This window comes from Streptomyces huasconensis (genome assembly GCF_021028635.1).
Taxonomy (GTDB): Bacteria; Actinomycetota; Actinomycetes; order Streptomycetales; family Streptomycetaceae; genus Streptomyces; species Streptomyces huasconensis.
Genome location: NZ_CP086119.1, coordinates 1,997,944 through 2,023,675, shown reverse-complemented (window position 1 = coordinate 2,023,675; position 25,732 = coordinate 1,997,944). Strand labels below are relative to the sequence as shown.

General features: G+C 72.9%; 25 protein-coding genes and 1 riboswitch. Of the genes, 10 read left to right on the top strand and 15 right to left on the bottom strand.

Annotated elements, in window-relative coordinates:
- The first annotated feature begins 37 nt into the window (after positions 1–37).
- On the top strand, positions 38–271 hold the full coding sequence (locus J2N69_RS09090) for a (2Fe-2S)-binding protein (RefSeq protein ID WP_230900275.1): 234 nt from the start codon (positions 38–40) through the stop codon (positions 269–271).
- An 18-nt stretch (positions 272–289) separates the two neighbouring features.
- On the opposite strand, the gene bfr is transcribed toward J2N69_RS09090, so the two are convergent.
- Positions 290–769 carry a bacterioferritin gene (gene bfr, locus J2N69_RS09085; RefSeq protein WP_127910628.1) on the bottom strand — a complete coding sequence of 160 codons (480 nt, stop codon included), beginning with the start codon at positions 767–769 and terminating at the stop codon, positions 290–292.
- A gap of 163 nt (positions 770–932) precedes the next feature.
- Between bfr and J2N69_RS09080 the strand changes: the two genes are divergently transcribed.
- Positions 933–1,565 carry a sulfite oxidase-like oxidoreductase gene (locus tag J2N69_RS09080; RefSeq protein ID WP_230900274.1) on the top strand — a complete coding sequence of 211 codons (633 nt, stop codon included), beginning with the start codon at positions 933–935 and terminating at the stop codon, positions 1,563–1,565.
- A gap of 25 nt (positions 1,566–1,590) precedes the next feature.
- On the opposite strand, the gene J2N69_RS09075 is transcribed toward J2N69_RS09080, so the two are convergent.
- The 6 genes from J2N69_RS09075 to thiO form a co-directional block, all read right to left on the bottom strand.
- Positions 1,591–2,097, bottom strand: a complete 507-nt coding sequence (locus J2N69_RS09075) for a DUF4396 domain-containing protein (protein ID WP_230900273.1) — start codon at positions 2,095–2,097, stop codon at positions 1,591–1,593.
- 80 nt (positions 2,098–2,177) lie between these two features.
- On the bottom strand, positions 2,178–3,077 hold the full coding sequence (locus J2N69_RS09070; protein ID WP_230900272.1) for a deoxyribonuclease IV: 900 nt from the start codon (positions 3,075–3,077) through the stop codon (positions 2,178–2,180).
- Positions 3,078–3,189: 112 nt separating this feature from the next.
- Positions 3,190–5,157 carry a Stk1 family PASTA domain-containing Ser/Thr kinase gene (gene pknB / locus J2N69_RS09065; RefSeq protein ID WP_230900271.1) on the bottom strand — a complete coding sequence of 656 codons (1,968 nt, stop codon included), beginning with the start codon at positions 5,155–5,157 and terminating at the stop codon, positions 3,190–3,192.
- Positions 5,158–5,249: 92 nt separating this feature from the next.
- On the bottom strand, positions 5,250–6,044 hold the full coding sequence (locus tag J2N69_RS09060; protein ID WP_230900270.1) for a thiazole synthase: 795 nt from the start codon (positions 6,042–6,044) through the stop codon (positions 5,250–5,252).
- Positions 6,045–6,051: 7 nt separating this feature from the next.
- On the bottom strand, positions 6,052–6,276 hold the full coding sequence (gene thiS / locus J2N69_RS09055) for a sulfur carrier protein ThiS (protein WP_127910636.1): 225 nt from the start codon (positions 6,274–6,276) through the stop codon (positions 6,052–6,054).
- A 29-nt stretch (positions 6,277–6,305) separates the two neighbouring features.
- On the bottom strand, positions 6,306–7,550 hold the full coding sequence (gene thiO / locus J2N69_RS09050) for a glycine oxidase ThiO (RefSeq protein ID WP_230900269.1): 1,245 nt from the start codon (positions 7,548–7,550) through the stop codon (positions 6,306–6,308).
- Positions 7,548–7,661: riboswitch (TPP riboswitch) on the bottom strand. Its footprint overlaps the gene before it by 3 nt.
- Positions 7,662–7,885: 224 nt before the next feature.
- Here thiO and J2N69_RS09045 point away from each other — a divergent pair.
- The 5 genes from J2N69_RS09045 (at position 7,886) to J2N69_RS09025 (ending at position 12,263) form a co-directional block, all read left to right on the top strand.
- Complete coding sequence (locus J2N69_RS09045; RefSeq protein ID WP_230904649.1) at positions 7,886–9,049, top strand: NAD(P)/FAD-dependent oxidoreductase; 1,164 nt, start codon at positions 7,886–7,888, stop codon at positions 9,047–9,049.
- Between the two features lie 106 nt (positions 9,050–9,155).
- On the top strand, positions 9,156–9,521 hold the full coding sequence (locus tag J2N69_RS09040) for an Rv2175c family DNA-binding protein (RefSeq protein WP_127910625.1): 366 nt from the start codon (positions 9,156–9,158) through the stop codon (positions 9,519–9,521).
- A gap of 93 nt (positions 9,522–9,614) precedes the next feature.
- Positions 9,615–10,268 (top strand): thiamine phosphate synthase, encoded by a 654-nt coding sequence (gene thiE, locus J2N69_RS09035; protein WP_230900268.1) that lies wholly within the window; start codon positions 9,615–9,617, stop codon positions 10,266–10,268.
- A gap of 128 nt (positions 10,269–10,396) precedes the next feature.
- Positions 10,397–11,314: a methylenetetrahydrofolate reductase [NAD(P)H] gene (gene metF / locus J2N69_RS09030; RefSeq protein WP_230900267.1), complete on the top strand. Its 918-nt coding sequence runs from the start codon at positions 10,397–10,399 to the stop codon at positions 11,312–11,314.
- A gap of 52 nt (positions 11,315–11,366) precedes the next feature.
- The gene (locus J2N69_RS09025) at positions 11,367–12,263 is read left to right on the top strand and encodes a hypothetical protein (protein WP_230900266.1); all 897 of its coding nucleotides are present in this window, start codon (positions 11,367–11,369) and stop codon (positions 12,261–12,263) included.
- A gap of 27 nt (positions 12,264–12,290) precedes the next feature.
- On the opposite strand, the gene J2N69_RS09020 is transcribed toward J2N69_RS09025, so the two are convergent.
- From J2N69_RS09020 to J2N69_RS09000, 5 genes are all read right to left on the bottom strand, one after another.
- Positions 12,291–13,790 (bottom strand): phytoene desaturase family protein, encoded by a 1,500-nt coding sequence (locus tag J2N69_RS09020; protein WP_230900265.1) that lies wholly within the window; start codon positions 13,788–13,790, stop codon positions 12,291–12,293.
- A 45-nt stretch (positions 13,791–13,835) separates the two neighbouring features.
- On the bottom strand, positions 13,836–14,450 hold the full coding sequence (locus tag J2N69_RS09015; protein WP_230900264.1) for a DUF4126 domain-containing protein: 615 nt from the start codon (positions 14,448–14,450) through the stop codon (positions 13,836–13,838).
- A gap of 350 nt (positions 14,451–14,800) precedes the next feature.
- Complete coding sequence (locus J2N69_RS09010; RefSeq protein WP_230900263.1) at positions 14,801–15,421, bottom strand: TetR/AcrR family transcriptional regulator; 621 nt, start codon at positions 15,419–15,421, stop codon at positions 14,801–14,803.
- 47 nt (positions 15,422–15,468) lie between these two features.
- Positions 15,469–17,553: a YhgE/Pip domain-containing protein gene (locus J2N69_RS09005; RefSeq protein ID WP_230900262.1), complete on the bottom strand. Its 2,085-nt coding sequence runs from the start codon at positions 17,551–17,553 to the stop codon at positions 15,469–15,471.
- A complete protein-coding gene (locus J2N69_RS09000; RefSeq protein WP_230900261.1) occupies positions 17,525–18,313 on the bottom strand; it encodes an ATP-binding cassette domain-containing protein in 789 nt (262 codons plus the stop codon). Before J2N69_RS09000 ends, J2N69_RS09005 begins: the two co-directional genes overlap by 29 nt.
- Before the next feature lie 167 nt (positions 18,314–18,480).
- Between J2N69_RS09000 and J2N69_RS08995 the strand changes: the two genes are divergently transcribed.
- The 3 genes from J2N69_RS08995 to J2N69_RS08985 all read left to right on the top strand — a co-directional run bounded on the left by J2N69_RS08995 (position 18,481) and on the right by J2N69_RS08985 (position 20,642).
- Positions 18,481–19,008, top strand: a complete 528-nt coding sequence (locus J2N69_RS08995) for an SAV_6107 family HEPN domain-containing protein (protein WP_230900260.1) — start codon at positions 18,481–18,483, stop codon at positions 19,006–19,008.
- A 96-nt stretch (positions 19,009–19,104) separates the two neighbouring features.
- Positions 19,105–19,950, top strand: coding sequence for a class I SAM-dependent methyltransferase (locus tag J2N69_RS08990; protein WP_230900259.1), 846 nt, complete (start codon positions 19,105–19,107; stop codon positions 19,948–19,950).
- Between the two features lie 275 nt (positions 19,951–20,225).
- Positions 20,226–20,642: a DUF3040 domain-containing protein gene (locus tag J2N69_RS08985; protein WP_230900258.1), complete on the top strand. Its 417-nt coding sequence runs from the start codon at positions 20,226–20,228 to the stop codon at positions 20,640–20,642.
- A 96-nt stretch (positions 20,643–20,738) separates the two neighbouring features.
- On the opposite strand, the gene J2N69_RS08980 is transcribed toward J2N69_RS08985, so the two are convergent.
- The 3 genes from J2N69_RS08980 to J2N69_RS08970 form a co-directional block, all read right to left on the bottom strand.
- Positions 20,739–23,156: a transglutaminase TgpA family protein gene (locus J2N69_RS08980; RefSeq protein ID WP_230900257.1), complete on the bottom strand. Its 2,418-nt coding sequence runs from the start codon at positions 23,154–23,156 to the stop codon at positions 20,739–20,741.
- An 82-nt stretch (positions 23,157–23,238) separates the two neighbouring features.
- Positions 23,239–24,606, bottom strand: a complete 1,368-nt coding sequence (locus J2N69_RS08975) for a DUF58 domain-containing protein (RefSeq protein WP_230900256.1) — start codon at positions 24,604–24,606, stop codon at positions 23,239–23,241.
- Complete coding sequence (locus J2N69_RS08970; protein WP_230900255.1) at positions 24,606–25,625, bottom strand: AAA family ATPase; 1,020 nt, start codon at positions 25,623–25,625, stop codon at positions 24,606–24,608. The genes J2N69_RS08975 and J2N69_RS08970 overlap by 1 nt, the downstream gene beginning before the upstream one ends.
- Positions 25,626–25,732: the final 107 nt, after the last annotated feature.

Sequence of the window (25,732 nt, the reverse complement as noted above, 5' to 3'; positions counted from 1 at the left end):
CCGATGAGTCCTGTCCGTCCTGCCTTTTCTCCGGGAGGTGAGCCGCGTGTACGTCTGCAACTGCTTCGGGGTCACCGAGGCACAGGTGAAGAAGCACGCGGCGGACGGTGCCTGCACCCCCCGCCAGATAGCGTCGGCCTGCAAGGCGGGCACGGACTGCGGTTCGTGCGTACGACGCATCCAGGCACTGCTCGGCCGGGGCGCGTGCCCGCGCCGGGAGCTGGCGGACCAGGGCGAGCCGGTGCTCGCCGCCCTGGACGAGGCCGCCTAGCCCGCTCGGGGGCGCCGGCTAGCCCTCCGGCTGCTCGATGAGCTGCGCGAGGTAGAGCGGCTCACCCAGCTTCTCGACCAGCTCCAGCTGCGTGTCGAGATAGTCGATGTGGTGCTCCTCGTCCGCGAGGATCGACTCGAAGATGTTCGCCGACGTGATGTCGCCCTTGGCGCGCATCACCTCGATCCCGCGCTTGAGGCGGTCGATCGCCTCCACCTCGACCTGCCGGTCCGCCTGGAACATCTCGGTGACGGTCTGGCCCACGCGCACGTGGAAGAGCCGCTGATAGTTGGGCAGGCCGTCGAGGAAGAGAATCCGGTCGGTCAGCACCTCCGCGTGCTTCATCTCGTCGAACGACTCGGCCCGGGTGTACTTGGCGAGCTTCGTCCAGCCGAAGTTCTCCTGCATCTTGGCGTGGAGAAAGTACTGGTTGATCGCCGTCAGCTCGGCGGTCAGCTGCTCATTGAGAAATTCGATGACCTCGGGGTCGCCCTGCATCGCAAAGGCTCCTTCCAACGGTGACTGGGCAGGTAGCGGGCATCCTTGCACCGGTGTTCGGAGGCCGTCCAGTAAGTGCACGCTTAGTAGGAGTTGCCCGAATCCGCATCTGTCAGACTTCGTCTGGTCACGCCTACTGTTCCCCGTCTGTCAGGATGGAGTCATGGGTCAGCCGGCGGAACGCGCATCTCGACAGGCAGCGGAGCCGGAGCTTCCGCCGGGTCAGCGGCTGCAGCGCGGCTGGCCGGTGACGCACTACGGTCCGGTGCCGAAGTTCCGCCCGGAGCGCTGGGAGTTCAGGGTCTTCGGGGCCACCGCGGACGGCGAGAAGCACTGCTGGACCCACGAGGAGTTCTCCGCCCTGCCGTACACCACGGTGGTCGGCGATCTGCACTGCGTGACGAAGTTCAGCATGCTGGGCGCCGAGTGGGGCGGAGTCGCGGCTCGTACGCTCCTGGAACTCGCGCCGCCCGCCGCCGACGCCACCCACGTCATGGTCTGGGCCGAGTACGGCTTCAGCTCCAATCTGCGGATGGCCGACTTCGCCTCCGACCGCACGATTTTCGCCACCCACAAAGGCGGTGAACTGCTCACCGCCGAGCACGGGTTCCCGCTGCGGCTCGTGGTCCCGCACCTGTACGCGTGGAAGGGTCCCAAGTGGGTCCGCGGCGTCGAGTACATGACCGCCGACCGCCGCGGCTTCTGGGAGGAGCGCGGCTACCACAACGTCGGCGACCCCTGGCGGGAGCAGCGCTACTCCTACCAGGAAGAGCCCGGGGACGGCCCCGAGCTCTAGCCCGTTTTCCCGGCGTCGCCGCTGGTCAGTGGTGGTACTGATGGACGACGGCATGGCCCTTGCCGCGGCCGATCAGCCACTTGTTCACCGGGGTCGTGACCACGAACGCGGCGGCCAGCGCGATGGCGAGGATCGACCAGAACATCGGGTCCGACAGGTGTGCGTCCATCCCGCCCGGCCACAGGGCGATCACGCCGTTGTCGATCAGTTCCATCACGGCGATGGAGAGGGTGTCGGCGGCGAGCGCGACCCGGAACGCTGTCTTGAAGTCGACGCCCGCCTTGAGGATGCCGCGCAGCGTCAGGGCATAGCCGAAGACGAAGGCCAGGGCGATCGCCAGAGCCATCGTCGGTACGTTGCCCCAGCCGAGCGCGGTGCCGATGACCATGCCGAGCACCTCGCCGATGGCGCAACCGGTGAGGCAGTGGAGGGTGGCCTGTGCGGCCGTGCGCCAGCTGACCTTGCCGGTTCCGCCGTGGTGGCCGTGGTCATGGCCGTGGTGTGCGTGCTCGGCGTGTGTGTCGTGCTGCATGAGAGCCCCCAACGTCGGACAACGGTTCCTGCCGCCTGACAGGAACCGTATACCCCCCGGGGGTACTCTTCAAGTGTTTCCTAGGCGCTCCGCAGCCCCTTCAGCCGCGCCACGTCCGCCGCGTGCCCGTCCTTGCCGCCCGGTGTCTCGATGACCAGCGGCACGCCCTCGGTGGCGGGGTGGAGCATCAGCTCGCGGAACGGCTCCTCGCCGATGTGGCCGGTGCCGATGTTCTCGTGGCGGTCCTTGTGGGCGCCGGCGACGTCCTTGGAGTCATTGGCGTGCACGAGCTTCAGGCGGCCTTCGCCGACCGTGTCCACGAGGAGGTCCAGGGTCTGCTTCATGCCGCTCGGGCCCGTGAGGTCGTGGCCGGCCGCGAAGATGTGGCACGTGTCGAGGCAGATGCCCAGCTTGGGATGGGCGTCCAGCGCCTCGAAGTACGGGCCGAAGTCCCAGGTCCGGGAGCAGAGCGAGGCGCCCTGGCCCGCCGTCGACTCCAGGAGCAGGAACGGGTCGTCGTCGTGCGTCAGCTCGTCCAGCAGCGGCAGCACCAGCTCGCGCACCTGCTTGAGGGCGACCCCCCGGTCGCGGCCGCCGGTCGCCGAACCGGTGTGCACGACGACCCCGAGCGCGCCGATCTCGCGGCCCCGGCGCAGCGAGTGCCGCAAGGAGTCCACGGACTTCTCGGCGGTCGCCTCGGTGTGCGAGCCGAAGTTGATCAGGTAGGGCGCGTGCACGTACGCGGGGATGTTCCCGGCGGCGCAGGCCGCGCGGAACTCCTCGTCCTGCTTCGGATTGCCGGGCGGGGTCGCCCAGCCGCGCGGGTTGGCGACGAAGACCTGGACGGCCTCGGCGCCGAGGTCACGGGCGTACGACAGTCCGACGGAGGCGAGGCCGCCGGCCACGGGGACGTGGGCGCCGACGGGGTTGCGGGACGCGGCGCCCGAGGACGCCGTACGGGGGGACTTGTTGCTGCTCACGCCATCAAGGGTGGCACGCGGCCGGGGCCGGGCGGGCACCACCGCGGGGTGGGATTGGTCATGGGACCGAAGGCCCCCACGGGCTCCCCGGGGCTACCCCGGGGAGCCGGGGTCAGCGGATCTCGATGGTGATCGTCGACCCCTTGGGGGCCTCGTCGCCGCCGTCCACCGACTGGTCCTTCACCGTGTCCCCGAAGAGGCCGAGCAGACCGCGGTCCTTCTCCACCGAGAAGCCCTTCGCCTCCAGCTTCGCCACGGCGTCGTCGACGCTCATTCCGGTCACGTCCGGGACCTCGACCATCGGCGGGCCCTTGGAGATCGTCAGCGTGACCGTGTCCCCCTCGGCGAGGGACTCGCCCTCCATGGGGTCCTGCCTGGCGACGGCGCCCTTGTCCTCGTCCGAGGTGACGCGGGCCGACTTGATCTTCACCTTGAGTCCGGCGTCCTCCAGGTCCGCGACGGCGTCGGCCTCGGACTCGCCCACGACGTCCGGGACCTCGACCTCACGGCCCTTGCTGACGACGAGGGCGACGGCCGAGTCGGCCTTGCGCGTGAACCCGGCCCGCGGGTCGGTGCTCACCACGGAGCCCTTCGCGATGTCGTCGCTGAAGGCCTTGGTGACCATGCCGGGGGCCAGGCCGGCGTTCTTCAGCTCCTTCTTCGCCTCGGCCAGCGGAATGCCCTTGACGTCCGGCACCTTCACCTTCTCCGGGCCCCGCGAGATGGTCAGCGTCACCTGGTCGTTCTGCCGGATGCGCTCGCCCGGCGCCGGATCGGTCCCCATGACCGTGCCGCGCTTGTCGGTGTCGCTGTACTCGCGCTTGACGTCCTTGACGTCGAGACCGGCCTCCTCCAGGCGCTTCTTGGCCTGCGCCTCGGTCTTCGCCAGGAGCGGCGGCACCTCCGTGAACTGCCCGGAGTTGATGTACCAGACGCCCGCGCCGAGGCCGAGGGCCAGCAGCACCGCGGCGACCACCGCGACCGTGCGGCGGCGCGGGTCGAACCGGCCGCGCCCGGACCGTGCCCGGGCGGGCGGCGCGGGCGGCGGGGGCGCCAGGACACTCGTGCGGTTCAGCGCGTCCTGGCCTTCGCCTCCGCCGTCGCCGTCCGGCGCGGGCAGCGGGAGCTGCGCGGAGTGCGCCGCGCGCGGGATCACGCTCGTACGGTCCTCGGAGTTGTCGTGCTCGCCGTGCTCCGCCGCGCGCGCCTGGGGCGGCACCGCGTCCAGCTGCTCCTCGCTGAGGGCGGCCCGCGCCTCGCGCAGCTGGGCGAGGAGGGCCACCGCGTCGTGCGGGCGGACGTCGGGGGTGCGGGCGGTGGCGGAGGCGACCAGCTCGTCGAGGACGAAGGCGAGCCCCGGGACGGCCGTCGACGGGGCCGGCACGTCTTCGTTGAGGTGCTGGTAGAGCACCTGGGCGGGGGAGTCCCCGGAGTGCGGCTTGGCGCCGGTCAGCATTTCGTAGAGCACGACGCCGCACGCGTACACGTCCACGCGCGTGTCCGCCGTGCCGTGCTCGATCTGCTCGGGAGCGAGGTAGGAGACCGTGCCGAGGACGGTGCCGGTCGTGTTCGTGACGGTGTCCACCGCGCGGACGAGCCCGAAGTCGGCGACCTTGACCCGGCCGTCGTCCCCTATCAGGACGTTCTCGGGCTTCATGTCGCGGTGCACGAACCCGGCGCGGTGCGCGGCGCCGAGCGCGGCGAGGACCGGCTCCAGGATGTCGAGCGCCGCCCGCGGCTGGAGCGCGCCGCGCTCGCGCAGGACGTCGCGCAGCGTGCAGCCCGCCACGTACTCCATCGCCAGGTAGACGTACGCCCCGTCGGTGCCCTGGTCGAAGACACCGACCACGTTCGGATGCGAGAGGCGGGCGACCGACTTCGCCTCGCGGATGAAGCGCTCCACGAAGGAGGCGTCGGCCGCCAGCGTGGGGTGCATCACCTTGAGCGCGAGCACGCGGTCGAGGCGGGTGTCCACGGCCCGGTAGACCGTGGCCATCCCGCCGACCGCGATGCGCCCCTCGATCCGGTAGCGGCTGTCGAGCAGCTGCCCGACGAGGGGGTCCTGAAGGGTCGTGTCCACGCAGGGGAGTCTACGAGCCGCCACCGACACCCCGTCCCGCCAGGGCGTACTGCAGCCGAGCTGTGACAGGCGGCGGGCGCCCCCGCACGGCCTCAGAAGGCGGGCCGCTCCGGGTCCAGCCGTGCCATGCCCTCCGCGGGGGACGAGGCCTCCGCGAAGTGGCGGCGCGGGATGCGCCCGGCGCGGTACGCGAGGCGGCCCGCCTCGACGCCGTGCCGCATGGCCTCCGCCATCAGGACCGGCTCCTGCGCCCGCGTCACGGCCGAGGCGAGCATCACCCCCGCGCACCCCAGCTCCATCGCGAGCGTGGCGTCGGAGGCCGTGCCCGCCCCCGCGTCCAGGATGACCGGCACGCGCGCGTGCTCGACGATCAGCTGGAAGTTGTGCGGGTTGCGGATGCCGAGCCCCGAGCCGATGGGGGAGCCGAGCGGCATGATCGCCGCGCACCCCACGTCCTGGAGCTTGCGGGCGAGGACCGGGTCGTCGTTCGTGTACGGAAGGACCGTGAAGCCGTCGTCGACGAGGGTCTCGGCGGCGTCCAGGAGTTCGATCGGGTCGGGCAGCAGCGTCCGCTCGTCCGCGATCACCTCCAGCTTCACCAGGTCCGTGCCGAGCGCCTCGCGCGCGAGGCGGGCGGTGAGCACGGCCTCCCCGGCGGTGTAACAGCCCGCGGTGTTCGGCAGGACGCGGATGCCCAGCCGGTCGAGGACGGAGAGCACCGAGCCCTGCACGCCGGGGTCCAGGCGTCGCATGGCGACCGTGGTCAGTTCGGTGCCCGACGCGACGAGGGAGCGTTCCAGGACGTCGAGGCTGGGCGCCCCGCCCGTGCCCATGATCAGGCGCGAGGAGAGCGTGAGCCCGCCGAGGACGAAGGGGTCGTCTGCCATGGTCCGATCAGCCTCCCTGGACGGCGGTGAGCACTTCGACGCGGTCGCCCGCGGCGAGCACGGTGTCGGCCCACCGCGCGCGCGGGACGACGGTTTCGTTGAGGGCGGCGGCGACACCGGAGTGTGCGGCGGTGAGGGTGGCGACGAGGGCGCCGAGCGTGGTGCCCGAGGCCACGTCACGGACCTCTCCGTTGACGGAGACGGCGAAGGGCGCACTCGGCGTGTGCGGCATATCCGGTGTACTCGGCGTGGTCGGCGTGCTCATGCGGGCTGCTCCGTGAACGACTGCGTGGCGAAGGGCTGCGTAGGGGGTACGAGGGGCGGCTCGGTGAAGCGGCGCGGGGTGAAGGGGCGTGCCTCGTCGGGCAGCTCACCCGTGGTCAGCGCGTGCGCCATGACGTCACCGGTCAGGGGCGTCAGCAGGACGCCGTTGCGGTAGTGCCCGGTGGCCAGTTGCAGCCCGGGCAGCCGCGTCGGGCCGAGCAGGGGCGCGTTGTCGGGGGAGCCGGGGCGCAGACCCGCGCGGGTCTCGGTGAGCGGCAGTTCGGTGATGCCGGGGACCAGCTCGTGGGCGTCGCGCAGGAGTTCGTAGACGCCGCCCGCGGTGACCGTGGTGTCCCAGCCCAGCTCCTCGCTGGTGGCGCCGACGACCAGCTCGCCGTTCTCACGCGGTACGAGGTAGACGGCGCCGCCGCGCACGACCGCGCGCACGGTGCGGCTCAGGAACGGCGCGTACGCCTTCGGCACCGTCAGGCGAAGCACCTGCCCCTTCACCGGCCGGACGGACGGCAGGACGGCCTCGGGGACGCCCGCGAGGCGCCCGCTGAGGCTGCCCGCCGCCAGCACGACCTGACCCGCGTGCAGCTCGGTGCCGTCGCCGAGGACGACTCCGCGGGCCCGGTCGCGTACGACGGAGAGCCGCTCGGCCCAGGCGCGGTGGAAGGTCACGCCGGCCCGCTCGCAGGCCACGAGGAGGGCCGCCGCGAGGCGGCGCGGGTCGATCTGGTGGTCGCCGTCGACCCGCAGGCCGCCCCGCACGCCCGGTGCGAGCATCGGCTCCAGGCGGCGGCACTCGCGCCCGCTCAGCCACTCCGACTCCAGGCCGGAGCGGCGCTGGAGGGCGTGGAGTTCGCGCAGGTGGGCGCGGTCGTCGGAGTCGAGCGCGACGGCGAGCGTGCCGCACGCGCGATAGCCGAGATCACCCACATCACGGCCGCTCGCCGTGGCCAGTTCGGCGGCGAAGTCTGGATAGCGCCGCGCGGATTCGAGGTTGAGCGCGAGCAGCGTCTGTTCGCCGTGGTGCAGTTCGGTGACGGCGGCCAGCATGCCCGCCGCGACCTGCGCCGCGCCACCGCCGGGCTCGGGGTCCACGACGGCGACGGAGAGCCCGCGCTGAGCGCTCCGCCAGGCCGTGACCAGGCCGATGATGCCGCCCCCCACGACGAGGACGTCCGCCGGAGTCTGCGACTCCGCCGGTGCTGTACAGGGTGGTGTACGTGGCTGCATGGGCGTCCAGCCCCTCCCTTCGCCGGCATGACCCGGATCAGGTTCGTACGGTCGGAGGCCGTCCCAGCCTCCCTCTCAGCCCGGTGCGTCCGGGCTCCCGCGAGTGCTCTGCACCGGCCACCCTAGCCCGTCGCCCCGCGCGGCAGTAGGGGAGCCACCCGGCGCACGGGCGGTGACGGTGTGTCAGAGATCTCCCCGCCCGCCTCTGAGGACGCCGCTGCCCGCCGCCCTACAGTGATCGGGTGAGCGAGCAGCAGACGCAGAGCGAGCAGCAGGGGCCGGCGCGGCGGCGCGGTGAGCAGGGGGAGCGGCACGTCGTCATCGTCGGTGCCGGGATGGCCGGGGTGCAGACCGCCGTGGCCCTGCGCGAACAGGGGTTCGCCGGTCCGGTCACCGTGCTCGGCGCGGAACCCCATCAGCCGTACGACAGGCCGCCGCTGTCCAAGGCGGTGCTGCTCGGCAAGGCGGAGGGCTCCGCCTTCGACATCGACTTCGAGGCGCTCGGCATCGGGCTCCACCTGGGCCGCGAGGTCACCGGGGTGCGGCCCACGGACCACGAGCTGGACACGGCCGCGGGCCCGGTCCCCTACGACGTCCTGGTCCTGGCGACCGGCGCCGAACCGATCCGGCTGCCCGGTGCCGAGGGCGTCCCCGGCGTCCACCTCCTGCGCACCCTGGACGACGCGGCGCGGCTGCGGCCGGTGCTCGCAGCGCAGCACGACATCGTGGTGGTGGGGGCCGGCTGGATCGGCGCCGAGTTCGCCACGGCCGCGCGCGAGGCGGGCTGTGCCGTCACGGTGGTCGAGGCCGCCGGCCGGCCGCTCGCGGGGGCGCTGCCCGAAGAGGTCGCCGCCCCCATGGCGGCTTGGTACGCGGACTGCGGAGCCGTGCTGCGCCTCCACGCGCGCGTGGAGCACGTCGAGCCGGGCGCGGTGGTCCTGGCCGACGGGACCCGGCTGCCCGCCGGCGCGGTCGTCGTCGGCATCGGCGCACACCCCGCGACGGCCTGGCTGGCCGGCTCGGGCATCGAGCTGGGCGCCCACCGGGAGGTCGTGGCCGACGACCACCTGCGCGCCTCGGCGCCCGACGTGTACGCGGTCGGCGACTGCGCCTCGTTCCCCTCGGGCCGGTACGGCGAACGTCTGCTCGTCCACCACTGGGACAACGCCCTCCAGGGCCCGCGCACGGTCGCGGCGGACATCATCGGCGAGGAGCCCGTGGCGTACGACCCGGTTCCGTACTTCTGGTCGGAGCAGTTCGGCCGCTTCGTGCAGTACGCGGGCCATCACACGCCGGACGACGAACTGGTGTGGCGCGGCGACCCCACGGGCGCCGCGTGGTCGGTGTGCTGGCTGCGGGACGGCGCCCTGGCGGCGGTCCTCGCGGTGGGCCGCCCCAGGGACCTGGCCCAGGGCCGCAAACTGATCGAAGCGGGCACCCACCTCGACCCGACGTCGGCGGCGGACCCGTCGGTACCGCTGAAGAAGGCGGCGCTCTAGCGTCCCGCAGGGGGCGCGGGGAACTGCGCGCCCAGCCCCCACTGACCCGCACCCCCGAGCGCGGTGCCGTCCGCTACAGGCCCCCGGCCAGAGATACGCTGGTCCCGTGACCGAGATTGACGCAAAGACCGACGCTCTCGTCCCCGCCTGGCTCCACCTCCCCGACATCGCGGAAATGCTCGACGTCGAGGTGACGCGTGTGCGCCAGCTGGTCAAGGACGGCCAGCTGATCGCCGTACGCCGTGGTGAGAACCGGACACTTCAGGTGCCGGCCGCCTTCATCGACGGCGACAAGATCGTCAAGGGCCTCGTCGGCACCTTGACGCTCCTGAGGGACGACGGCTTCAACGACGAAGAGATGCTCGAGTGGCTCTTCACCCCCGACCCGACCCTGCCCGGCACTCCCGCGCAGGCGCTGAGCGAGAATCGCGGCACGGAGGTGAAGCGCCGCGCCCAGGCGCTCGCCGTCTGAGCAGGCGCCCGTCGTCTGACTGAACACACCGTTCGGGATGCGGGTCGCGTCACGCGCGGCCCGCACGCCCATCGACACCGGGGGGACTTCTCCATGGCCGCCGACCACCCGCGCGCCCAGCTCGCCGACGCCCGGCTCTACCTCTGCGTGGACGCCCGCAAGCGTCAGGGAGACCTCCCCGAGTTCCTCGACGCCGTCCTCGCGGGCGGCGTCGACATCGTGCAGCTGCGCGACAAGGGCATGGAGGCCGGCGAGGAGCTGGAGCACCTCCAGGTCTTCGCCGACGCCGCGCGGCGGCACGGCAAGCTCCTCGCGGTGAACGACCGCGCGGACGTCGCGCACGCCATCGGTGCCGACGTGCTGCACCTGGGCCAGGGCGATCTGCCGGTCCCCGCGGCCCGCGCCATCCTCGGCGATGACGTCCTCATCGGCCGCTCCACGCACGCCGAGTCCGAGGCCGCCGCGGCCGCCGCCCAGGACGGCGTGGACTACTTCTGCACGGGCCCCTGCTGGCCCACGCCCACCAAGCCGGGCCGCCACGCCCCCGGCCTCGGCCTGGTCCGCCACACGGCCTCCCTCGGCACGGACCGCCCCTGGTTCGCCATCGGCGGCATCGACGCGGGCAACCTCGACGAGGTGCTGGAAGCGGGTGCGCGCCGGGTGGTCGTCGTCCGGGCGATCACCGAGGCCGACGACCCGGGCGCCGTGGCGGCGGAGTTCGCCAAGCGGCTGCGTACGGCCGACTGACACCCGCCGGGCGTACCCGCCTGCCGTACCCGCCGGGCGATGTCCGATCCGTGGACAAGAAACCGGCGAATGGGATGAAATCCACTGGTCCGGTTGGGGGAGCGCCAGGGCCTGGCTAACCTGCCGGTATGGCCTCAGGCACAGCTTCCACCAGGACTGACCGCGCGCGCACCGTGCGCGACATGCTCGCGACCGGCAAGACGACGTACTCGTTCGAGTTCTCCGCGCCGAAGACGCCGAAGGGCGAGCGGAATCTGTGGAACGCGCTGCGCCGGGTCGAGGCGGTCGCCCCGGACTTCGTCTCCGTCACCTACGGAGCGGGCGGTTCGACGCGTACCGGCACGGTCAAGGAGACCCAGCAGATCGTCGCCGACACCACGCTGACGCCCGTCGCCCACCTGACCGCCGTGGACCACTCCGTGGCCGAGCTGCGCAACATCATCGGGCAGTACGCGGACGCCGGTATCCGGAACATGCTGGCGGTCCGCGGCGACCCGCCGGGCGACCCGCTCGGCGAGTGGGTCGCGCACCCCGAGGGCCTCACCTACGCCTCCGAGCTGGTCGAACTCATCAAGGAGTCCGGCGACTTCTGCGTGGGTGTCGCGGCCTTTCCCGCGATGCACCCGCGGTCGCCCGACTGGGAGTCCGACACCCGGCACTTCATCGACAAGTGCCGGGCCGGCGCGGACTACGCGATCACGCAGATGTTCTTCGACCCGGAGGAGTACCTGCGGCTGCGCGACCGCGTCGAGGCGGCCGGCTGCGCGACGCCGATCATCCCCGAGATGATGCCGGTCACCAACGTCCGCCAGCTCGACCGGCTGCCCCAGCTCAGCAACGCCGTCTTCCCGACCGCGCTGAAAGAGCGCATCCTCGCGGTCAAAGACGATCCCGCCGCTGTACGCTCCATTGGCATCGAGTTCGCGACGGAGTTCTGCGCGCGGTTGCTGGCCGAAGGCGTGCCGGGATTGCACTTCATCACGCTCAACAACTCCACGGCGACGCTCGAGATCTACGAGAATCTTGGTCTGCATCAGCAGGCTTGAACGGCAGTACCCCCGTACCCACGGGCGGCGGCCGTAGGGGAGTGGGGCGTACATGGGCTGGACGGTCCTCTACATCGCGTTCGGGTTCGTCGCGCTGTGGCTGCTCGGCGAGGTGCTGTTGCAGTACAAGGCGAGGCTGCGCTGGCGCGTGCTGGCGTTCGTGGGGTTCCTGGGCGTCGTCGTCGGTGTGGTGATGGGGTCGGTCCCGGTGATCGGGGCCGGTGCCATCGCCTTCGCCGTCGGCCAGACGTACGTGACGCTGTCGTTCCGCCGGGGCTTCTCCACCGGCTGGGCGCTCGGCGGCAAGCCCAACCTGAGCAAGCGCCGCAGGAAGCCGGCCCAGGGCGCGGCAGTGGGCGCGGCCGCCGCGCAGGAGCCGACGCTCCAGGTGTCCGACCTGGAGTTCGAGCAGACCCCGCCGCCACCCGCGCACGCCCCCGGGGTCTACGAAACGGAGCCGCTGCCCGACGACACCGGGCAGTACGGCGTCTACACCGACGCCCCGTACGCCCCACCGGCCGCGGGCGACGCCTTCCAGGGCGAGGGCGGCCAGGGCTACGACGCCGCGGCCTACACCGGCTTCGACCAGCAGAGCTACGGCTACGACGAGACCGGCCACCAGCAGTACGCCGCGTACTCCGACCCGTACGTCGGCACCCAGACCTACGGCGCCCGGCAGAGCTACGACACCTACGGCGACCAGCAGCAGTACGCCCCGTACGGCGGCGACACCTACGGCGGCCTCGGCGAGGTGTACAACGACACCCCGCCCGGCGGCGTCTGGGTGCCGCACCAGCGCACCACCGACGAGCAGTACGGCGGTGAACTCCCGGCCGAACAGCCCTACCCGTACCAGGGCGGGCACCCCGACGGCCACAGCGGCGGCCACGGTTCCGGCCACGACTCCGGCTACGACCCGGGCCACAACGAACAGCAGTACCGGTACTGACCCGCTGCCCGCTGACCCTTCGCGGTCTCACTGCGAGCCGCGGAACTCCGGCCCCTCGACGATCAGTCCGGCGACCAGCGCGCCCGACATGCCGGCGTGGGGCAGACCGCCGCCGGGGTGCGACCAGCCGCCGACCGCGAAGAGACCCGGCAGACGCGTGCTGTTGGCCGGGTGCAGGAGCGAGCCGCCGGCCGCGGCGAGCGCCGGGGCCGGGACCGCGCCGCCCTCGGCGCCGGTGGCCTCCGCGATGTCCGCGGGGGTGCGCGCCTCATGCCACAGGAGGCGCTCGCGCAGCCCGGGGATCGCGGCCTCGGCACGGGAGATCACCCGCTCCACGTCGGCCGGGGAGACCTCCAGGTGTGCCGGCACCGTGACCGTGAGCGTCACCGCTTCGTGTGCGCCGTCGGGGGTCAGCTCCGGGTCGTCGGGGCGCAGCACCGTGACCGTGGGGGAGGCGGGCAGCCCGGGCCGCTCTCCGAAGAGGCGGTCCAGCTCGTCCTGACGGTCGGCCGAGTGCAGCACCGTCCGGTGCGGGGTGCCTTCGGGGCGGGCCCCGGAGAGGGCCAGCAGGACCGTCAGGCGGCTGGGCATCCCGGTGCGCGCGGGCACATCACCCTGCGACCGTATGTTCACACCGGACGTCAGCCTGCTCAGGGCGGTGGGTGCCACGCCGGCCACCACGAAGTCCGCATCGGCCGTCGTGCCGTCGGCCAGCTCCACGCCCGCCGCCCGGCCGTCCTTCTCGACGATCCGGACCACCGCGGCGTCGAACACGAACTCGACCCGGCGGGCCAGGCACCGCTCGTACACCGCCGTGGCCAGCGCGCGCAGACCGCCCCGCACCGACCAGGTGCCGAAGGTCTGCTCCATGTACGGCAGGACGGCCGCGCTCGCCGGGGTGGCGCGCGGGTCGAGGCCGTGCGCGAGGGCGGAGTGCTCCAGGAGCGCGGCCAGCCGGGCGTCGCCCCCCAGCTCCAGCGCGCCGATCTCACTGAGCGTGGCCGCCCGGCGCTCGCGGCGCAGCAGGCGCTTGTGGGGCACCGCGGGGTACGGCTCGCGGGCGCCGAGCACCTCCCAGTTGGGGTACAGCGGCTCTTCCAGCAGGGGGCGGCGGGTGCGGTCCCAGGTCTCCCTGGCGCGGTTCATGAACGCCGCCCAGCGGGCGCCCGCGCCGTCGCCGAGCGCCGCGTCCAGGGCCTCGCCCACGCCCGCGCGCGACGCGTTCGGCAGGTCCGTCGTGGTGCCGTCGGCGAAGACATGGCGCACGGCGGGCTCCACCTGGGAGAGCTCGGCGCACTGCTCCAGGGGCTCCTTGCCGGTCTTGACGAACAGGTCGCGGTAGACCGCGGGGAGCGGGAGCAGTCCCGGTCCGGTGTCGAAGGCGAAGCCGTCCCGCTCGACGCGGCCGAGCGCGCCGCCGTACGTCCGCCCGCGTTCGTACACCACCACCCGGTGGCCCGCGACGGCCAGCCGGGCGGCGGCCGTCATGGCGCCCATCCCGGCGCCGATCACCACAATCCGTGCCATGCCAGGGACTTTATCGGCCGCCACTGACAGTCACACCGCAGGCCCTCAGAGCGGGGGCGGCCCCGTCCGCCCCGCCAGCCGCTTCTCCTCGCGCCGCTGCGCCCTGCGCCGCAAGAACCTGCGGATGCGGGAGACCAGGAAGAACAGCAGGAAGAGGCCGAGCAGCAGGAGCACGGCCGCGATGATCGCCGCGGCCTCCGGGTAGAACATCGCGAAGGAGATGATCCCGCCGACCCCGAGGTCCTCGGCGGTGCTCATCACGATGTTGCTGAACGGCTCCGGCGAGGTGTTGATCGCCATCCGCGTCCCGGCCTTCACCGCGTGGCTGGCCAGCGCCGTCGACCCGCCCACGGCGCCCGCCGCGAGGTCGGAGAGGGAGCCGCTCTGCCCCGCGAGGAGCGCCCCCACCACGGCCCCGGAGACCGGCCGGATCACGGTGTGCACCGAGTCCCAGACCGAGTCGACGTACGGGATCTTGTCGGCGACGGCCTCGCAGACGAAGAGCACACCGGCCGCGATCAGCACGTCCGGCCGCTGGAGGGCCTCGGGGACCTCGTCGCTGATCCCGGTCGCGCCGAAGACGCCGAGCAGCAGGACAACGGCGTACGCGTTGATCCCGCTCGCCCAGCCGCTGGTGAACACCAGGGGGAGTACGGACACGGACGCGATCGTAACCACTCGGGGGCCGGGCGGCCTGGGGGCGAGCCCGCATGCCTGAGTATCCGTACCTAGCCGGTGAGATGAGTACGCGCGCGGATGGGCCACGACCTGCGGAGACGGAAGAGTGTGGGGCACGGAGAAGGACGCGGCGCCGGTACCGCCGACACGGGGCGGCGGAACGGCGCAGCGTCCTTGGCCGCTCCTTCCGCCGCCAGGCGGGAGCGAGGTACGGGGGCGACTCGGGGGAACGACCATACGGGGGTCGCACGGGGGACAAGAAAGCGCCGGTCCGGTGCCGCCTGGAGAACAAGGGGCACCGGACCGGCGCTGTCATGTGGGCGTACCGGCCGCTACGCGCGCGTGCCGCTCACCCGGCCCTGCAACAGCCGCGACAGGGCCGCGTGCACGTCGTCCAGGGAGCGCTCCGGCTGGAAGGCCTGCCAGTCGAGGGCGGCCACCAGCACCATGCCGACGAGGGCCGCCGCCGTCAGGGGGATGTCGATCTCGTCGCTCAGCTCGCCGTTCTCGACGCCGCCGCGCAGCACGTCCTCGACGACCGCGACGGCCTGCTGCCTGACCACCAGGAGGGTGGACTGCCAGGCGCGGTTCGTGCGCCACAGCTCGGCGACGTACAGCTGGGTGAAGGCCGGATAGCGGTTGATGAAGACGAGACCGGCCCTGATCATCGCGTCCAGGGCGTCGACCTTGCTGCCGCCGTTCTTGTCCGTCGCCTCGGCCGCGTCCTTCAGGGAGGCGGTGAGCAGGCCGACGCCGTGCCGCAGCAGCTCTTCGAAGAGGACCGATTTGCTCGCGAAGTTGTAATAGACGGTGCCTTTCGCGACCCCGGCCCGTTCGGCGATCTCGTCGACCGTCGTCGCGGAGAAACCCTGCTCCGCGATGAGGGTGACGGCTGCCTCGTAGAGCTTCTGCCGGGTGGCCTCGCGCCGGGTGCTGACTGCGCTGCTGTCCATGGCCTTGATTCTCACAGGTCCCGCCGGGCGGCCCGGCCCTGACGTGCTCACAGGCTCAGCTCCGGGTGCAGCCGGTCCAGGGTCCACACCTGCTTGCGGTGCGCGGAGAGCGCGGTGAGCGCGAGGGCGCCCGCCGTGAAGGCCGCCAGGACCGCGCAGGCCAGCCATACGGGCGCCAGGCCGCCACCCGTGATCAGCCTGCGCAGGGCGTCCACGACGTGGCTCATCGGCAGGTAGGGGTGGACCGCGCCGAAGAAGCCGGGGCTCGTCTGCACGGGATAGGTGCCGCCCGCCGACGTCAGCTGGAGCATGAGCAGCGCGAGGACGAGGATGCGCCCGGCCGCCCCGAAGCGGGCGTTGAGCCACTGCACGATGGCCGCGAAGCACGCCGTGACCAGGAAGAGGAACGCGACCGTACCGGCCGCCCTGGCCATCTGGAGGCCGAGGCCCCAGTGCAGGACGGACATGAGGGCCACCGTCTGGAGCACCCCGAGGGCCGCCACCGGCAGCCAGCCGGCCAGCGCGATGCGCCACGCGGAGGCGCCCGCGGCGAGCGCGCGCCGGTTGAGCGGCGGGATCAGCATGTACGCCACCATCGCGCCGACCCACAAGGAGAGCGGGATGAAGTAGGGCGCGAAGCCCGTGCCGTAGTTGGGCGCCTTGTGCAGTGACTGCGAGGCGAGCCGCACGGGGTCGGCCATGACGCCGGTGCGGTCGTCGCGGTCCTTCTTGCCGTAGTCGGGGATCTTCTTGACGCCGTCGTGCAGGCCGCCGGACAGCTTCGCGGAGCCGTCGGCCAGCTTGAACATGCCGCCCTTGAGGTCGCTCGCACCCGTCTCCAGCTTGGCGATGCCCGTGTCCAGGTCGCTCGCCCCCGCCTTGGCGGTGCCGAGGCCCGTGTGCAGCTTCCTGGCGCCGTCGGCGACCTTGTCCGCGCCCTTGTCGAGGGTGTTGATCTGGGTGACGGCCTTCTCCAGGTCGTCGTCGAGGTGCGGGGCGCGGTCGGCGAGCGCCTGCGACTTCTTCTGGAGATCGGCCAGATGCTTGTCGAGCTTCTTGACGTCGCTGTTCTGGTCCTTGATCACCTCGTTCATGTCGTCGGCGATGGCCGACACGTTCTCGGCGGCCTTCTTGGCCTCCTTGAGCTGCGGGCAGGCCGGGTCGGGGGCGGGGGCCTGCTCGCAGCGGTCCGTGTAGAGCTTCCCGATGACCTTGGAGCCCTTCTCGGCGCCCGCCGCGGCTTTCGGGGCGAGCTTGACCCAGGTGCCGAGGTTGCGGCGCATCGCCTTGGAGGAGTCGGCGACCAGCTGGGCCGTGTCCCCGATGGTCTTGCCGTCGTCCTTGAGGAAGGGCCGTACCTTCTCCGCGGTGCCGTTGACCTTGTCGGCGAGCCTCTGCGTGCCCTCCGCCACCCGCTTGGCGCCGCTCTTCAGGTCGCCCGCGCCCTTGTGGAGCTTCTTCACGCCCGCGGCCAGGTCGCCACTGCCGTCCTTGGCGTCCCCGAGGCCCTTCGCGAGGTCCGTCGTGCCCTTCTTCGCCTTGCCGATGCCGCCGTCGAGCTTGTCGGCGCCCTCGGCGGCCTTCTGCGTCTTGTCGTGGATGTCGGAGAAGGAGATGAAGATCTTGTCGAGGAAGGAGCGCGAGGCCTTCGTGGACGCGGCCCTGCGGACCTCGGAGAAGACCGTCCGCGAGATCTGCCCGACGATGTAGTTGTTGGCGTCGTTCGTGCGCACCCGCAGAGCGCCCGTCTCCGGAGAGTCCCCCGAACTCGACGCGATGCGCTTGCTGAAGTCCGGCGGCATGGTCAGCGACAGGTAGTAGGTGCCGTCCTCGACACCCCTGCGCGCCTCGGCGTCCGTGACCTCGTGCCACTCGAAGGTCTTGCTGTCGCGCAGTTTCTCGACGAGGGAGTCGCCCGCCGTGAGCTTCTTGCCCTGCGTGGCGGCCCCCTTGTCCTCGTTGACGAGCGCCACGGGGATGCGGTCCAGACGGCCGTACGGGTCCCAGAAGGAGCACAGGTACAGCGCGCCGTACAGCAGGGGCAGGACCAGGAGCGCCACGAGCGCGGCGCGCGGCAGCCTTCCCCTGCCGAAGCGCCTGAGTTCAAGCGCGGCGAGCTTCGGCGAGCGCATCCGCCGTCTCCTTGTCGTCGTCGGTGCGGTGCGGTTCCTGGTCCGTTTCCCGGCCGCCGGTGCGCACCACGACCGCGCCCTTCGGCGCCTCGCTGCACACCGCCACGACGGTGGTCCCGCTCTCGGCGAGGGAGTGCAACAGCCCCCAGGCCTCGGTCCGTTCGGCGTCCGAAAGCTTGAGGTCGGTGTCGTCGACGCCGAGGACGCGCGGCCGGCCGATCAGCGCCAGCGCCACGGACAGGCGCAGGGCCTCCAGCCGTTCCAGGTCGCGTACGGAGGTCCGCCGCCCCTTGGGCAGCGACTCCAGGTCCAGCCCCGCGGCGGCCAGCGCGGCCTCGACGCGCGACCGCGTCTCGGCCGCCCGCTCGGCGCGCGGCCTCAGCAGTCCCCGCAGCGGCCCGCCGAACCGCCGCTCCAGCAGCGCCCGTTCGTGCAGGTGCTCCGCGACGGTCAGGGCCGGTTCGAGGTCGGTGACGCCCGGCACGGGCCCGAGCCCGCTGATCCGGCGCACCGCCGCGAGGTGCTCGGGCAGTTGGTGGCGCCCCACGCGCGCGTGGCCCTCGGTGGCGCGCATACGTCCCGTCAAAGCGAGCAGCAGACAGGTGCGGCCCGACCCCGACGGGCCCTCCAGTGCGATCAGCGACCCGGGCTCCGCCTCGAAGGTGACGCCGCGGAACGCCCAGCCGCGCGGCCCCTTGAGCCCGAGCCCTTCGGCGGTGACGGCGGCTCCGGGCGCGCCGTCGGTCCGGTCATCGTGCACAGTCCCCGCCCCTCTGGTGGACCTCTTTTGAACTGACCAGTCAGTTCAAAAATAGGCCCGAACCCGCGATCGAGGCAAAGGCGCAGGTCAGAGCCGATTGTCAGTGGCGTGCCCCACGATGGGTGCATACGGCCACCGTGCCGTCACACGACGACAGGAGGTTCGTCATGGCCAGCACTTCCGCAGCAGCCGCACGTCGGCACCGCGCCGTCGGCCCTGCACCCTCGACCGCCGGCCCGGCGAGCGATGTCCACCCCGTCCTGCGCCGCGCGACCGCTCCGCCCGCCGCACTCGAACTGCTCGCCCAGGCCCACGCCGGGATCGACGAGGCCGCCCGTCTGGACGCCCCGAACGAGCGCTATGCCACCGCCCACCTCGCCGCCCTGCGCACCGCGGCCGCCGTCCTGGCCGCGCGCGGGCGCCCCGAGACGACCCCGCGCCGCAGGCAGCGCATCCGCAGCGCCTGGGAAGTCCTGCCCGAGATAGCCCCCGAACTGACCGAGTGGAGCGCGCTGTTCGCCTCCGGGGCCGCCCGCCGGGCCCGCGCCGAGGCGGGCATCCAAGGGGCCGCCACCGCCCGCGACGCCGACGACCTCCTCCGTGACGTGGCGATGTTCCTGCGCCTGGTCGAGCGGATGCTGGTGCTCCAGCCCGTGCTGCCCCAGGCGAGGCAGGAGCCGCCGGACGCGAGCTGACCGGCGCGTCCGCGCCCCGGGACGGGTGCCCGGGCACCGCGCGGCAGGCAATAGGGTGGGGGAGATCGCACCCCACGCGCCGAGGAGTCAACTGCCGTGTCGGACCCGATGCGCCCGCCCGCCTCCCACCACCACGCTCAGACGGCGTCGCCGCGCTCGGACTCCCCCCGTCCCCGCGCCTCGCTCCGTACCGCCGTGGTCTGGGACGTCCTGAAGGAGGCCCTCGACCGCCGCGTCGAGGTCACGGGCCGCCAGTCGCGCACCGAACTCGACGTGCTCGACACCGGAGGCGGCAGCGGCAACTTCGCGGTGCCCGTCGCCCAGCTCGGCCACCGCGTCACCGTCGTCGACCCCAGCCCCAACGCCCTGTTCGCCCTGGAGCGCAGGGCCGCCGAGGCCGGGGTCGCCAACCGCGTGCGCGGCGTCCAGGGCGACGTGCTCGGCCTCTTCGACGTCGTCGAGCGCGGCGGCTTCGACGCCGTCCTGTGCCACGGCGTCCTGGAGTACGTGGACGATCCGGCCGAGGGCGTACGCCTCGCCGTCGACGCGCTGCGCCCCTCCGGAGTGCTCAGCCTGCTCGGCGCCGGACTCGGCGGCGCCGTGCTCGCGCGCGCCCTCGCCGGCCACTTCAAGGAGGCCCAGACGGCGCTGACCGACCCGGCGGGCCGCTGGGGCGCGGGCGACCCCGTGCCGCGCCGGTTCACCGCCGAGCAGCTCACCGAGCTGGTCGAGGCGGCGGGCGTGCGCGTCGACGCCGTGCACGGTGTGCGGGTCTTCGCGGACCTCGTCCCCGGCGTCCTCGTGGACACGGAGCCGGGCGCCCTGGACGCCCTGCTCAAGCTGGAGGCAGCCGCCGCCGAACTGCCCGCCTTCCACTCCGTGGCCACCCAGCTGCATGTGCTCGGTGAGGCACGCGGGCCGCAAGGTGGCGCGGCGGCCTGAGGTGCGGGCGTGGCCGCCTCGCTGATCAGGGGCGCAGCCGCACATGGAGTACGCCACAGGACCCCCGAACGGAGTACTGGCGCCGTATGATCGAAGGACACCGTTCGGCATGACGGTTCGGCCGCTGGGGAATGCACGCTTCAGCGAGCCGGAGCGCTGTGAAGGTCCGGTTTGGCGAAGTTGGCGCAGAGGGGCGGGTTTCACGGGGGCGATTCCCTGCCTATCCTGAAGGGGACCCCCGGTCGCCCCGGCGACTGCACGATGAGGAGGACTCCGTGCCGCTCTCGGAGCACGAGCAGCGCATGCTCGAGCAGATGGAGCGAGCGCTGTACGCCGAAGATCCCAAGTTCGCGACAGCGCTTGAGGGAAGCGGGCTGCGTACGTACACCCGGAAGCGGGTCTACCAAGCGGTCGTGGGCTTCCTGGTGGGCATCGCCCTTCTCATGGCCGGAATGGTCGCCCAGCAGATCTGGATCAGCGTGGTGGGGTTTCTCGTCATGCTGGGCTGCGCGGTGCTCGCCGTCACCGGTTGGCGCAAGGCCCCGAAGCCGGGCGAGCAGCCCGCCGGCGCGGCCGCCGCGCAGGACGGGCCCCATATCCGCAGCAGACAGACGAGGCAGCGTCGTTCCGTCATGGACCGCATCGAGCAGCGGTGGCAGCGCCGCCGCGACGAACAGCAGGGCGGTCAGTGAGCTTCGGCCCGGCAAGGGCGAGCAAACTGACTTGATGAGTGTGTGTAAGGGGTGACCGCCAGGCGGTCACCCCTTACACATATGTCCTCACCCTTCCTACGCGGCGCGGCGCGGCAGCCTGCGCGTCAGCGCCGTCCACCGCTTGGCGGCCCGCTCACTCCAGCGATCGCTGAACGCCGTCCAGCGGTCCGAGACCGCCCACACCACCCGTGCGGCCGAACGCGGCGCGAGCGTCGCCCGCAGCCGGGCGGAACGGGTCGACGTGGCGTGCAGCCCTTCCCGTATCCGCCGGACGTCCTCCGCCAGTCCTGTCGCCGGAAGCCGCGGGCTCGGGGCGTACAGCACCTGCTCCACGGCGGTCGCCACCCGGTGGACGGCCTCCGCGGGGCCGGACGGCAGCCGGCCGATGCGGACGATCCGCGCGGCGGCCGAGCGGGGGGTCTGTGACTCGTCCGGCTCAATGTCGTGGTCCCAGGCCGTGTCGATCACTTCCAGCCAGGCGGCCATGGTCCGCGCGACGGCGTCCGTCGGCGTACGGCCACCGGGGCCCAGCCGCGCCGACCGCAACCGGGTCCGCCACAGCATCGGCAGCAGGGGCACGGCGACGACGAGCAGCGCCGCCAGGACCACCAGGACGATCATCCCGAGGGGCGGCCCGTCACCGCCCGACCCGGCCGCGACCTCGGGCGCGGCGCTCGCGCAGCCGCCCTGCCTGCGCAGGTCGGGCGGGCAGGAGTCGGACGCCGAGGGCGCCGCGGACGGCTCCGCGGACCGGGACGGCTCCGGGGTGTCCGGATCGCTCGCGTCCCCCGAGGGAACGTCGGAGCGGGTGTACTCGGGCACCGTGCCCCGGCTCGGCGTCGGCTCGAAACGGGTCCAGCCCACGCCCTCGAAGTACAACTCGGGCCAGGCGTGCGCGTCCCGCAGCCCGACCGACATCGTGCCGTCGGCCTGCGCGGAACCCGGCGTGAAGCCCACCGCGACGCGCGCCGGGATGCCGAGCGTGCGCGCCATGGAGGCCATCGCGAAGGAGAAGTGGACGCAGAACCCTTCCTTCTGCCTCAGGAACTTCTCGATCGCCGCGGGCCCGCTGCCCGCCCGCACCTGCGTGTTGTACGTGAACCCGCCGTCGGAGGCGAAGTAGTCCTGGAGCTTGACCGCCTGCTCGTAGGGGTTCGCGGAGCCCTTGGTGACCCGGCGGGCCGTGTCCGCGACCAGCCCCGGCAGCGAGTCCGGCACCTTGGTGAACTCTTTCCGCAGCTCCGCGGGGGGCGAGGGCGCGTTCGCCAGCTGCTTGGCCGTGGGCTCCACGACCAGGCTCTTGACCTGGTAACTCGCGCCGCGCGTGGTCTGGCCCCGGTCGCCGACGAGGGCGCGGCCCACCGGCTCGTACCGCCAGCGGCCGCCGATCTCCACCTGGCTGGCCGGGAAGGGCATCGGCAGCCAGTTCTGCGCGTAGCCCTCGGCGGCGGAGATGTTCGTCTGGATCTCGGTCCTGCGGACGTCGGGGAGCAGCCCCTGTGGGGTCGGCAGGGGAGAGGGCACGTCCCCGATGCGCCGGACGGTGGTCTTCCAGGTGGTGCCGTCGAACTGGTCGAGCGAGACGATCCGGAGATACAGGTCGTCAGTCCGTCGGGCGTTCGTGCGGTACGAGATGACCTCGCGGTCCTCCGGCTGGTTCAGGCTGTCCTGGAGCGCGACCAGGGGGTTCACGGCGGAGATCGTCCCGCCGCCGCCCGAACCGCCTCCACCGGGGCCACCGGAGCCGCCCAGCAGGCCGCCGTCCAGGGCCGGCAGGGCGAGCGGCACCACCAGGGCGATGCCCAGGGCGAGGGCGCCGATGCGCCGTCCCGTGCGGACCGGGGCGATCACCCCGCCGCTGTCCAGGCCCCCGGAGACCCGCCCCGGAGCGCGCGCCGGCCCGCCGAACACCCGGCCCCACTGGGAGAGCCGGTCCCTGCCCTCCGCCAGGAGCAGCAGCAGATAACCGGCCGAGGCGAGCAGGAACCACAGCCAGCCCGCACCGTCCCCGGAGAGGCCCGCCGCGACCGAGTACAGCGCGAGCAGCGGCAGCCCGGCCGGGGCCGCGGCACGGAACGTCACGGCGAGGGCGTCCACCGCGAGCCCGATCACCAGGACGCCGCCGACCAGCATCAGCCGGATGCCGTCACTGAGCGGCGCCGGGATCGCGTACCGCCCGACGTCCTCGGCGCCCGCCTCCAGGAGCACCGCGAACCGCCGGAACACGTCGGGGCCCGGCAGGAGGCCCGCGAGGGCCTGCTCGCGGGCGAAGACCAGGGTGAGCAGCAGCAGCGACGCCAGCGCCTGCACGGCCACGGTGAGCGCCCTGGCCAGCGGCATCCGCCGGGCCAGCGCGCCGACACCGCTCTGCACCGCCAGCAGGATGACGGCCTGGAGGAACCACGACGCCGGGTCGACGAGCGGCAGCAGCGCGCACGACGCCATCAGTGTCGCCGCGGTGGCACACAGCGCGAGCCGCGCGCGTCCGCTCATGACCGTCCCCCCACTGTCGTACACCCGTGCCGTGCGGCCGGGCCTCCCGCGCGCGGGAGGCCCGGCGATCCGTACCGCGTCCTCATGCCCAGCCCCCGGTCGTGGTCCCCGTCACGGGCACCGGGCCCGCGGTCGTGCGCGCGTGGTCGGCCTGGCGCCACAGGTCCGTGAGGCTCGCCCCCGGCGGCACGGCGAGGGCCGTCCAGCCCGCCGCGCGCAGCGTCTGCACCCGTATGTCACCGGGTCCGGCCGGGACCCCGCCGGGGCCCTGCGCCCACACCGCGCTGTCCAGGACGAAGGCGACCGCGGCGCCGCTGCGCCGGCGCATCTTGGCGACCACCGCCGCCTGCTCCTCGTCGAGGTCGCCGAGGAAGGCGACCAAGAGGCCTTCGCTGCCGCCGCGCAGGACGTCGTAGGCGCGGGAGAGGCCGGTGCCGTCCGAGTGGCCGATCACCGCGAGGGTGTCCATCATCAGCCCGGCCGCGTCCGCCGACTCCTGGCTGGCCCCCGCGAAGCCGTCGGAGCCCTCGCCCGGCACCGAGGTGCCGACGTCGGTCAACAGCCTGACCGAGAAGCCCCGTTCGAGCATGTGCACCAGGGTGGAGGCCGCGCCGGACACGGCCCACTCGAACGCCGAGTCGGGTCCGGCGCCCCGGAAGCCGGTGCCCCGGGTGTCCAGGAGCACCGTGCAGCGGGCGCGCTGCGGCTGCTCCTCGCGGCGGACCATCAGCTCGCCGTAGCGCGCGGTGGAGCGCCAGTGGACCCGGCGCAGGTCGTCGCCGTGGCGGTACCCGCGCGGGATGACGTCGTCCTCGCCGGCGAGCGCCACCGAGCGGTGGCGGCCGTCGCCGTACCCCTTCGCCTCGCCCGTGAGCCGCACCGGGGGCAGCGCCTCCACGCGCGGGATGACCGTCAGGGTGTCGTACGTCGAGAAGGAGCGGGTCAGCTCGCACATCCCGAACGGGTCCGTCAGACGCAGTTGCAGCGGCCCCAGCGGATACCGTCCCCGCAGGTCGGAGCGGACGCGGTAGGACACCTCGCGGCGGCCGCCCGCCTCGACCCGGTCGAGCACGAACCGGGGCCGGGGCCCGAGGACGTAGGGCACCCGGTCCTGGAGCATCAGCAGGCCCGTGGGCAGCCGCGAGACGTTGTCCATGCGCAGGTGGACGCGGGCCTCCGCACCGGCCGGCACGCGCGCGGGGGAGAGCCTGCGGCTGCCCGCGACGCGGTACCGGGTGCGGAAGAGGACCACGGTGCAGACCAGCGGCAGCACGGCGAGCAGTAACCCGACGCGCAGCAGGTCGGCCTGGCCGAGGACGTAGGCGCAGACGGCGGCGGCGATGCCCGCCGCCAGGAAGGAGCGGCCGCGGGTGGTCAGGCCCGCGAGCGCCGTGCGCAGCCCGCCTTTGTCGCCCTCGGCGGAGCCCGCGGGCATCCCCCCGGCGGTCATCACAGCCTCCGCGCGCCGGGCGGCTGCGGGGCGAAGAAACCGCCGCCCGGCTGGGCGGCGGCGGGGACGGGGGTGTGCTGGAGGATCTCCAGGACGACCGACTCGGCCGTGCGGCGGTTCAGCTGGGCCTGCGCGGTGGGCAGCAGGCGGTGCGCGAGGACCGCGACGGCCAGCGCCTGTACGTCGTCCGGCAGGGCGAACTCCCGGCCGCTGAGCGCCGCGGAGGCCTTGGCGGCGCGCAGCAGATGCAGCGTCGCGCGCGGGGAGGCCCCGAGTCTCAGGTCCGGGTGACTGCGCGTCGCGGCGACGAGGTCCACCGCGTACCGCCGGACGGTCTCGGCGACGTGGACCGCGCGGACCGCGTCGATGAGCTTGACGATGTCGTGCGCGTGCGCCACCGGCTGGAGGTCGTCCAGGGGGGAGACGCCGCCGTGCACGTCGAGCATCTGGAGCTCGGCCTCCGGGGCCGGATAGCCGATCGAGACGCGCGCCATGAAGCGGTCGCGCTGCGCCTCGGGCAGGGGGTAGGTCCCCTCCATCTCCACGGGGTTCTGCGTGGCCACCACCATGAAGGGGCTGGGCAGTTCGTAGGTCTGCCCGTCGATGGTGACCTGGCGCTCCTCCATGGACTCAAGGAGTGCGGACTGCGTCTTCGGAGAGGCGCGGTTGATCTCGTCGCCGATCACGATCTGGGCGAAGATGGCGCCCGGCTTGAACTCGAAGTCCCTGCGCTGCTGGTCGAAGATGGAGACCCCGGTGATGTCCGAGGGCAGCAGGTCCGGTGTGAACTGGATGCGCCGCACCGAGCAGTCGATGGACCGCGCCAGCGCCTTGGCGAGCATGGTCTTGCCCACGCCCGGCACATCCTCGATGAGCAGGTGCCCCTCGGCGAGGAGCACGGTCAGCGAGAGCCGTACGACCTCCGGCTTGCCCTCGATCACACCCTCCACCGACCCGCGGACACGCTCCGCTGTGGTGGTCAGATCTGTGAGGCTCGCTCGATCGTCATACGTGGTCACCCGGCCCTCCTCGGCCCTTCCCCCGCGCTCCTGAGGAGCGGGGGGTACCCCATTTCCGGGCCGCCGCCCAAGCGCACGACCCGGTCCACCCCGAATTCACCGGCACC

Bases quoted from the DNA above. Each gene is read 5' to 3' on its own strand.
- J2N69_RS09020 (WP_230900265.1), bottom strand. From the start codon at position 13,790: ATGGCACGGATTGTGGTGATCGGCGCCGGGATGGGCGCCATGACGGCC.
- J2N69_RS08995 (WP_230900260.1), top strand. From the start codon at position 18,481: ATGGCCAGCACTTCCGCAGCAGCCGCACGTCGGCACCGCGCCGTCGGC.
- thiE (WP_230900268.1), top strand. From the start codon at position 9,615: ATGGCCGCCGACCACCCGCGCGCCCAGCTCGCCGACGCCCGGCTCTAC.
- J2N69_RS09060 (WP_230900270.1), bottom strand. From the start codon at position 6,044: ATGGCAGACGACCCCTTCGTCCTCGGCGGGCTCACGCTCTCCTCGCGC.
- J2N69_RS09075 (WP_230900273.1), bottom strand. From the start codon at position 2,097: ATGCAGCACGACACACACGCCGAGCACGCACACCACGGCCATGACCAC.
- J2N69_RS08980 (WP_230900257.1), bottom strand. From the start codon at position 23,156: ATGAGCGGACGCGCGCGGCTCGCGCTGTGTGCCACCGCGGCGACACTG.
- J2N69_RS09025 (WP_230900266.1), top strand. From the start codon at position 11,367: ATGGGCTGGACGGTCCTCTACATCGCGTTCGGGTTCGTCGCGCTGTGG.
- thiO (WP_230900269.1), bottom strand. From the start codon at position 7,550: ATGCAGCCACGTACACCACCCTGTACAGCACCGGCGGAGTCGCAGACT.
- metF (WP_230900267.1), top strand. From the start codon at position 10,397: ATGGCCTCAGGCACAGCTTCCACCAGGACTGACCGCGCGCGCACCGTG.
- thiS (WP_127910636.1), bottom strand. From the start codon at position 6,276: ATGCCGCACACGCCGAGTGCGCCCTTCGCCGTCTCCGTCAACGGAGAG.
- J2N69_RS08975 (WP_230900256.1), bottom strand. From the start codon at position 24,606: ATGACCGCCGGGGGGATGCCCGCGGGCTCCGCCGAGGGCGACAAAGGC.
- bfr (WP_127910628.1), bottom strand. From the start codon at position 769: ATGCAGGGCGACCCCGAGGTCATCGAATTTCTCAATGAGCAGCTGACC.
- J2N69_RS09010 (WP_230900263.1), bottom strand. From the start codon at position 15,421: ATGGACAGCAGCGCAGTCAGCACCCGGCGCGAGGCCACCCGGCAGAAG.
- J2N69_RS09080 (WP_230900274.1), top strand. From the start codon at position 933: ATGGGTCAGCCGGCGGAACGCGCATCTCGACAGGCAGCGGAGCCGGAG.
- J2N69_RS09005 (WP_230900262.1), bottom strand. From the start codon at position 17,553: ATGCGCTCGCCGAAGCTCGCCGCGCTTGAACTCAGGCGCTTCGGCAGG.
- J2N69_RS09045 (WP_230904649.1), top strand. From the start codon at position 7,886: ATGGCCGGGGTGCAGACCGCCGTGGCCCTGCGCGAACAGGGGTTCGCC.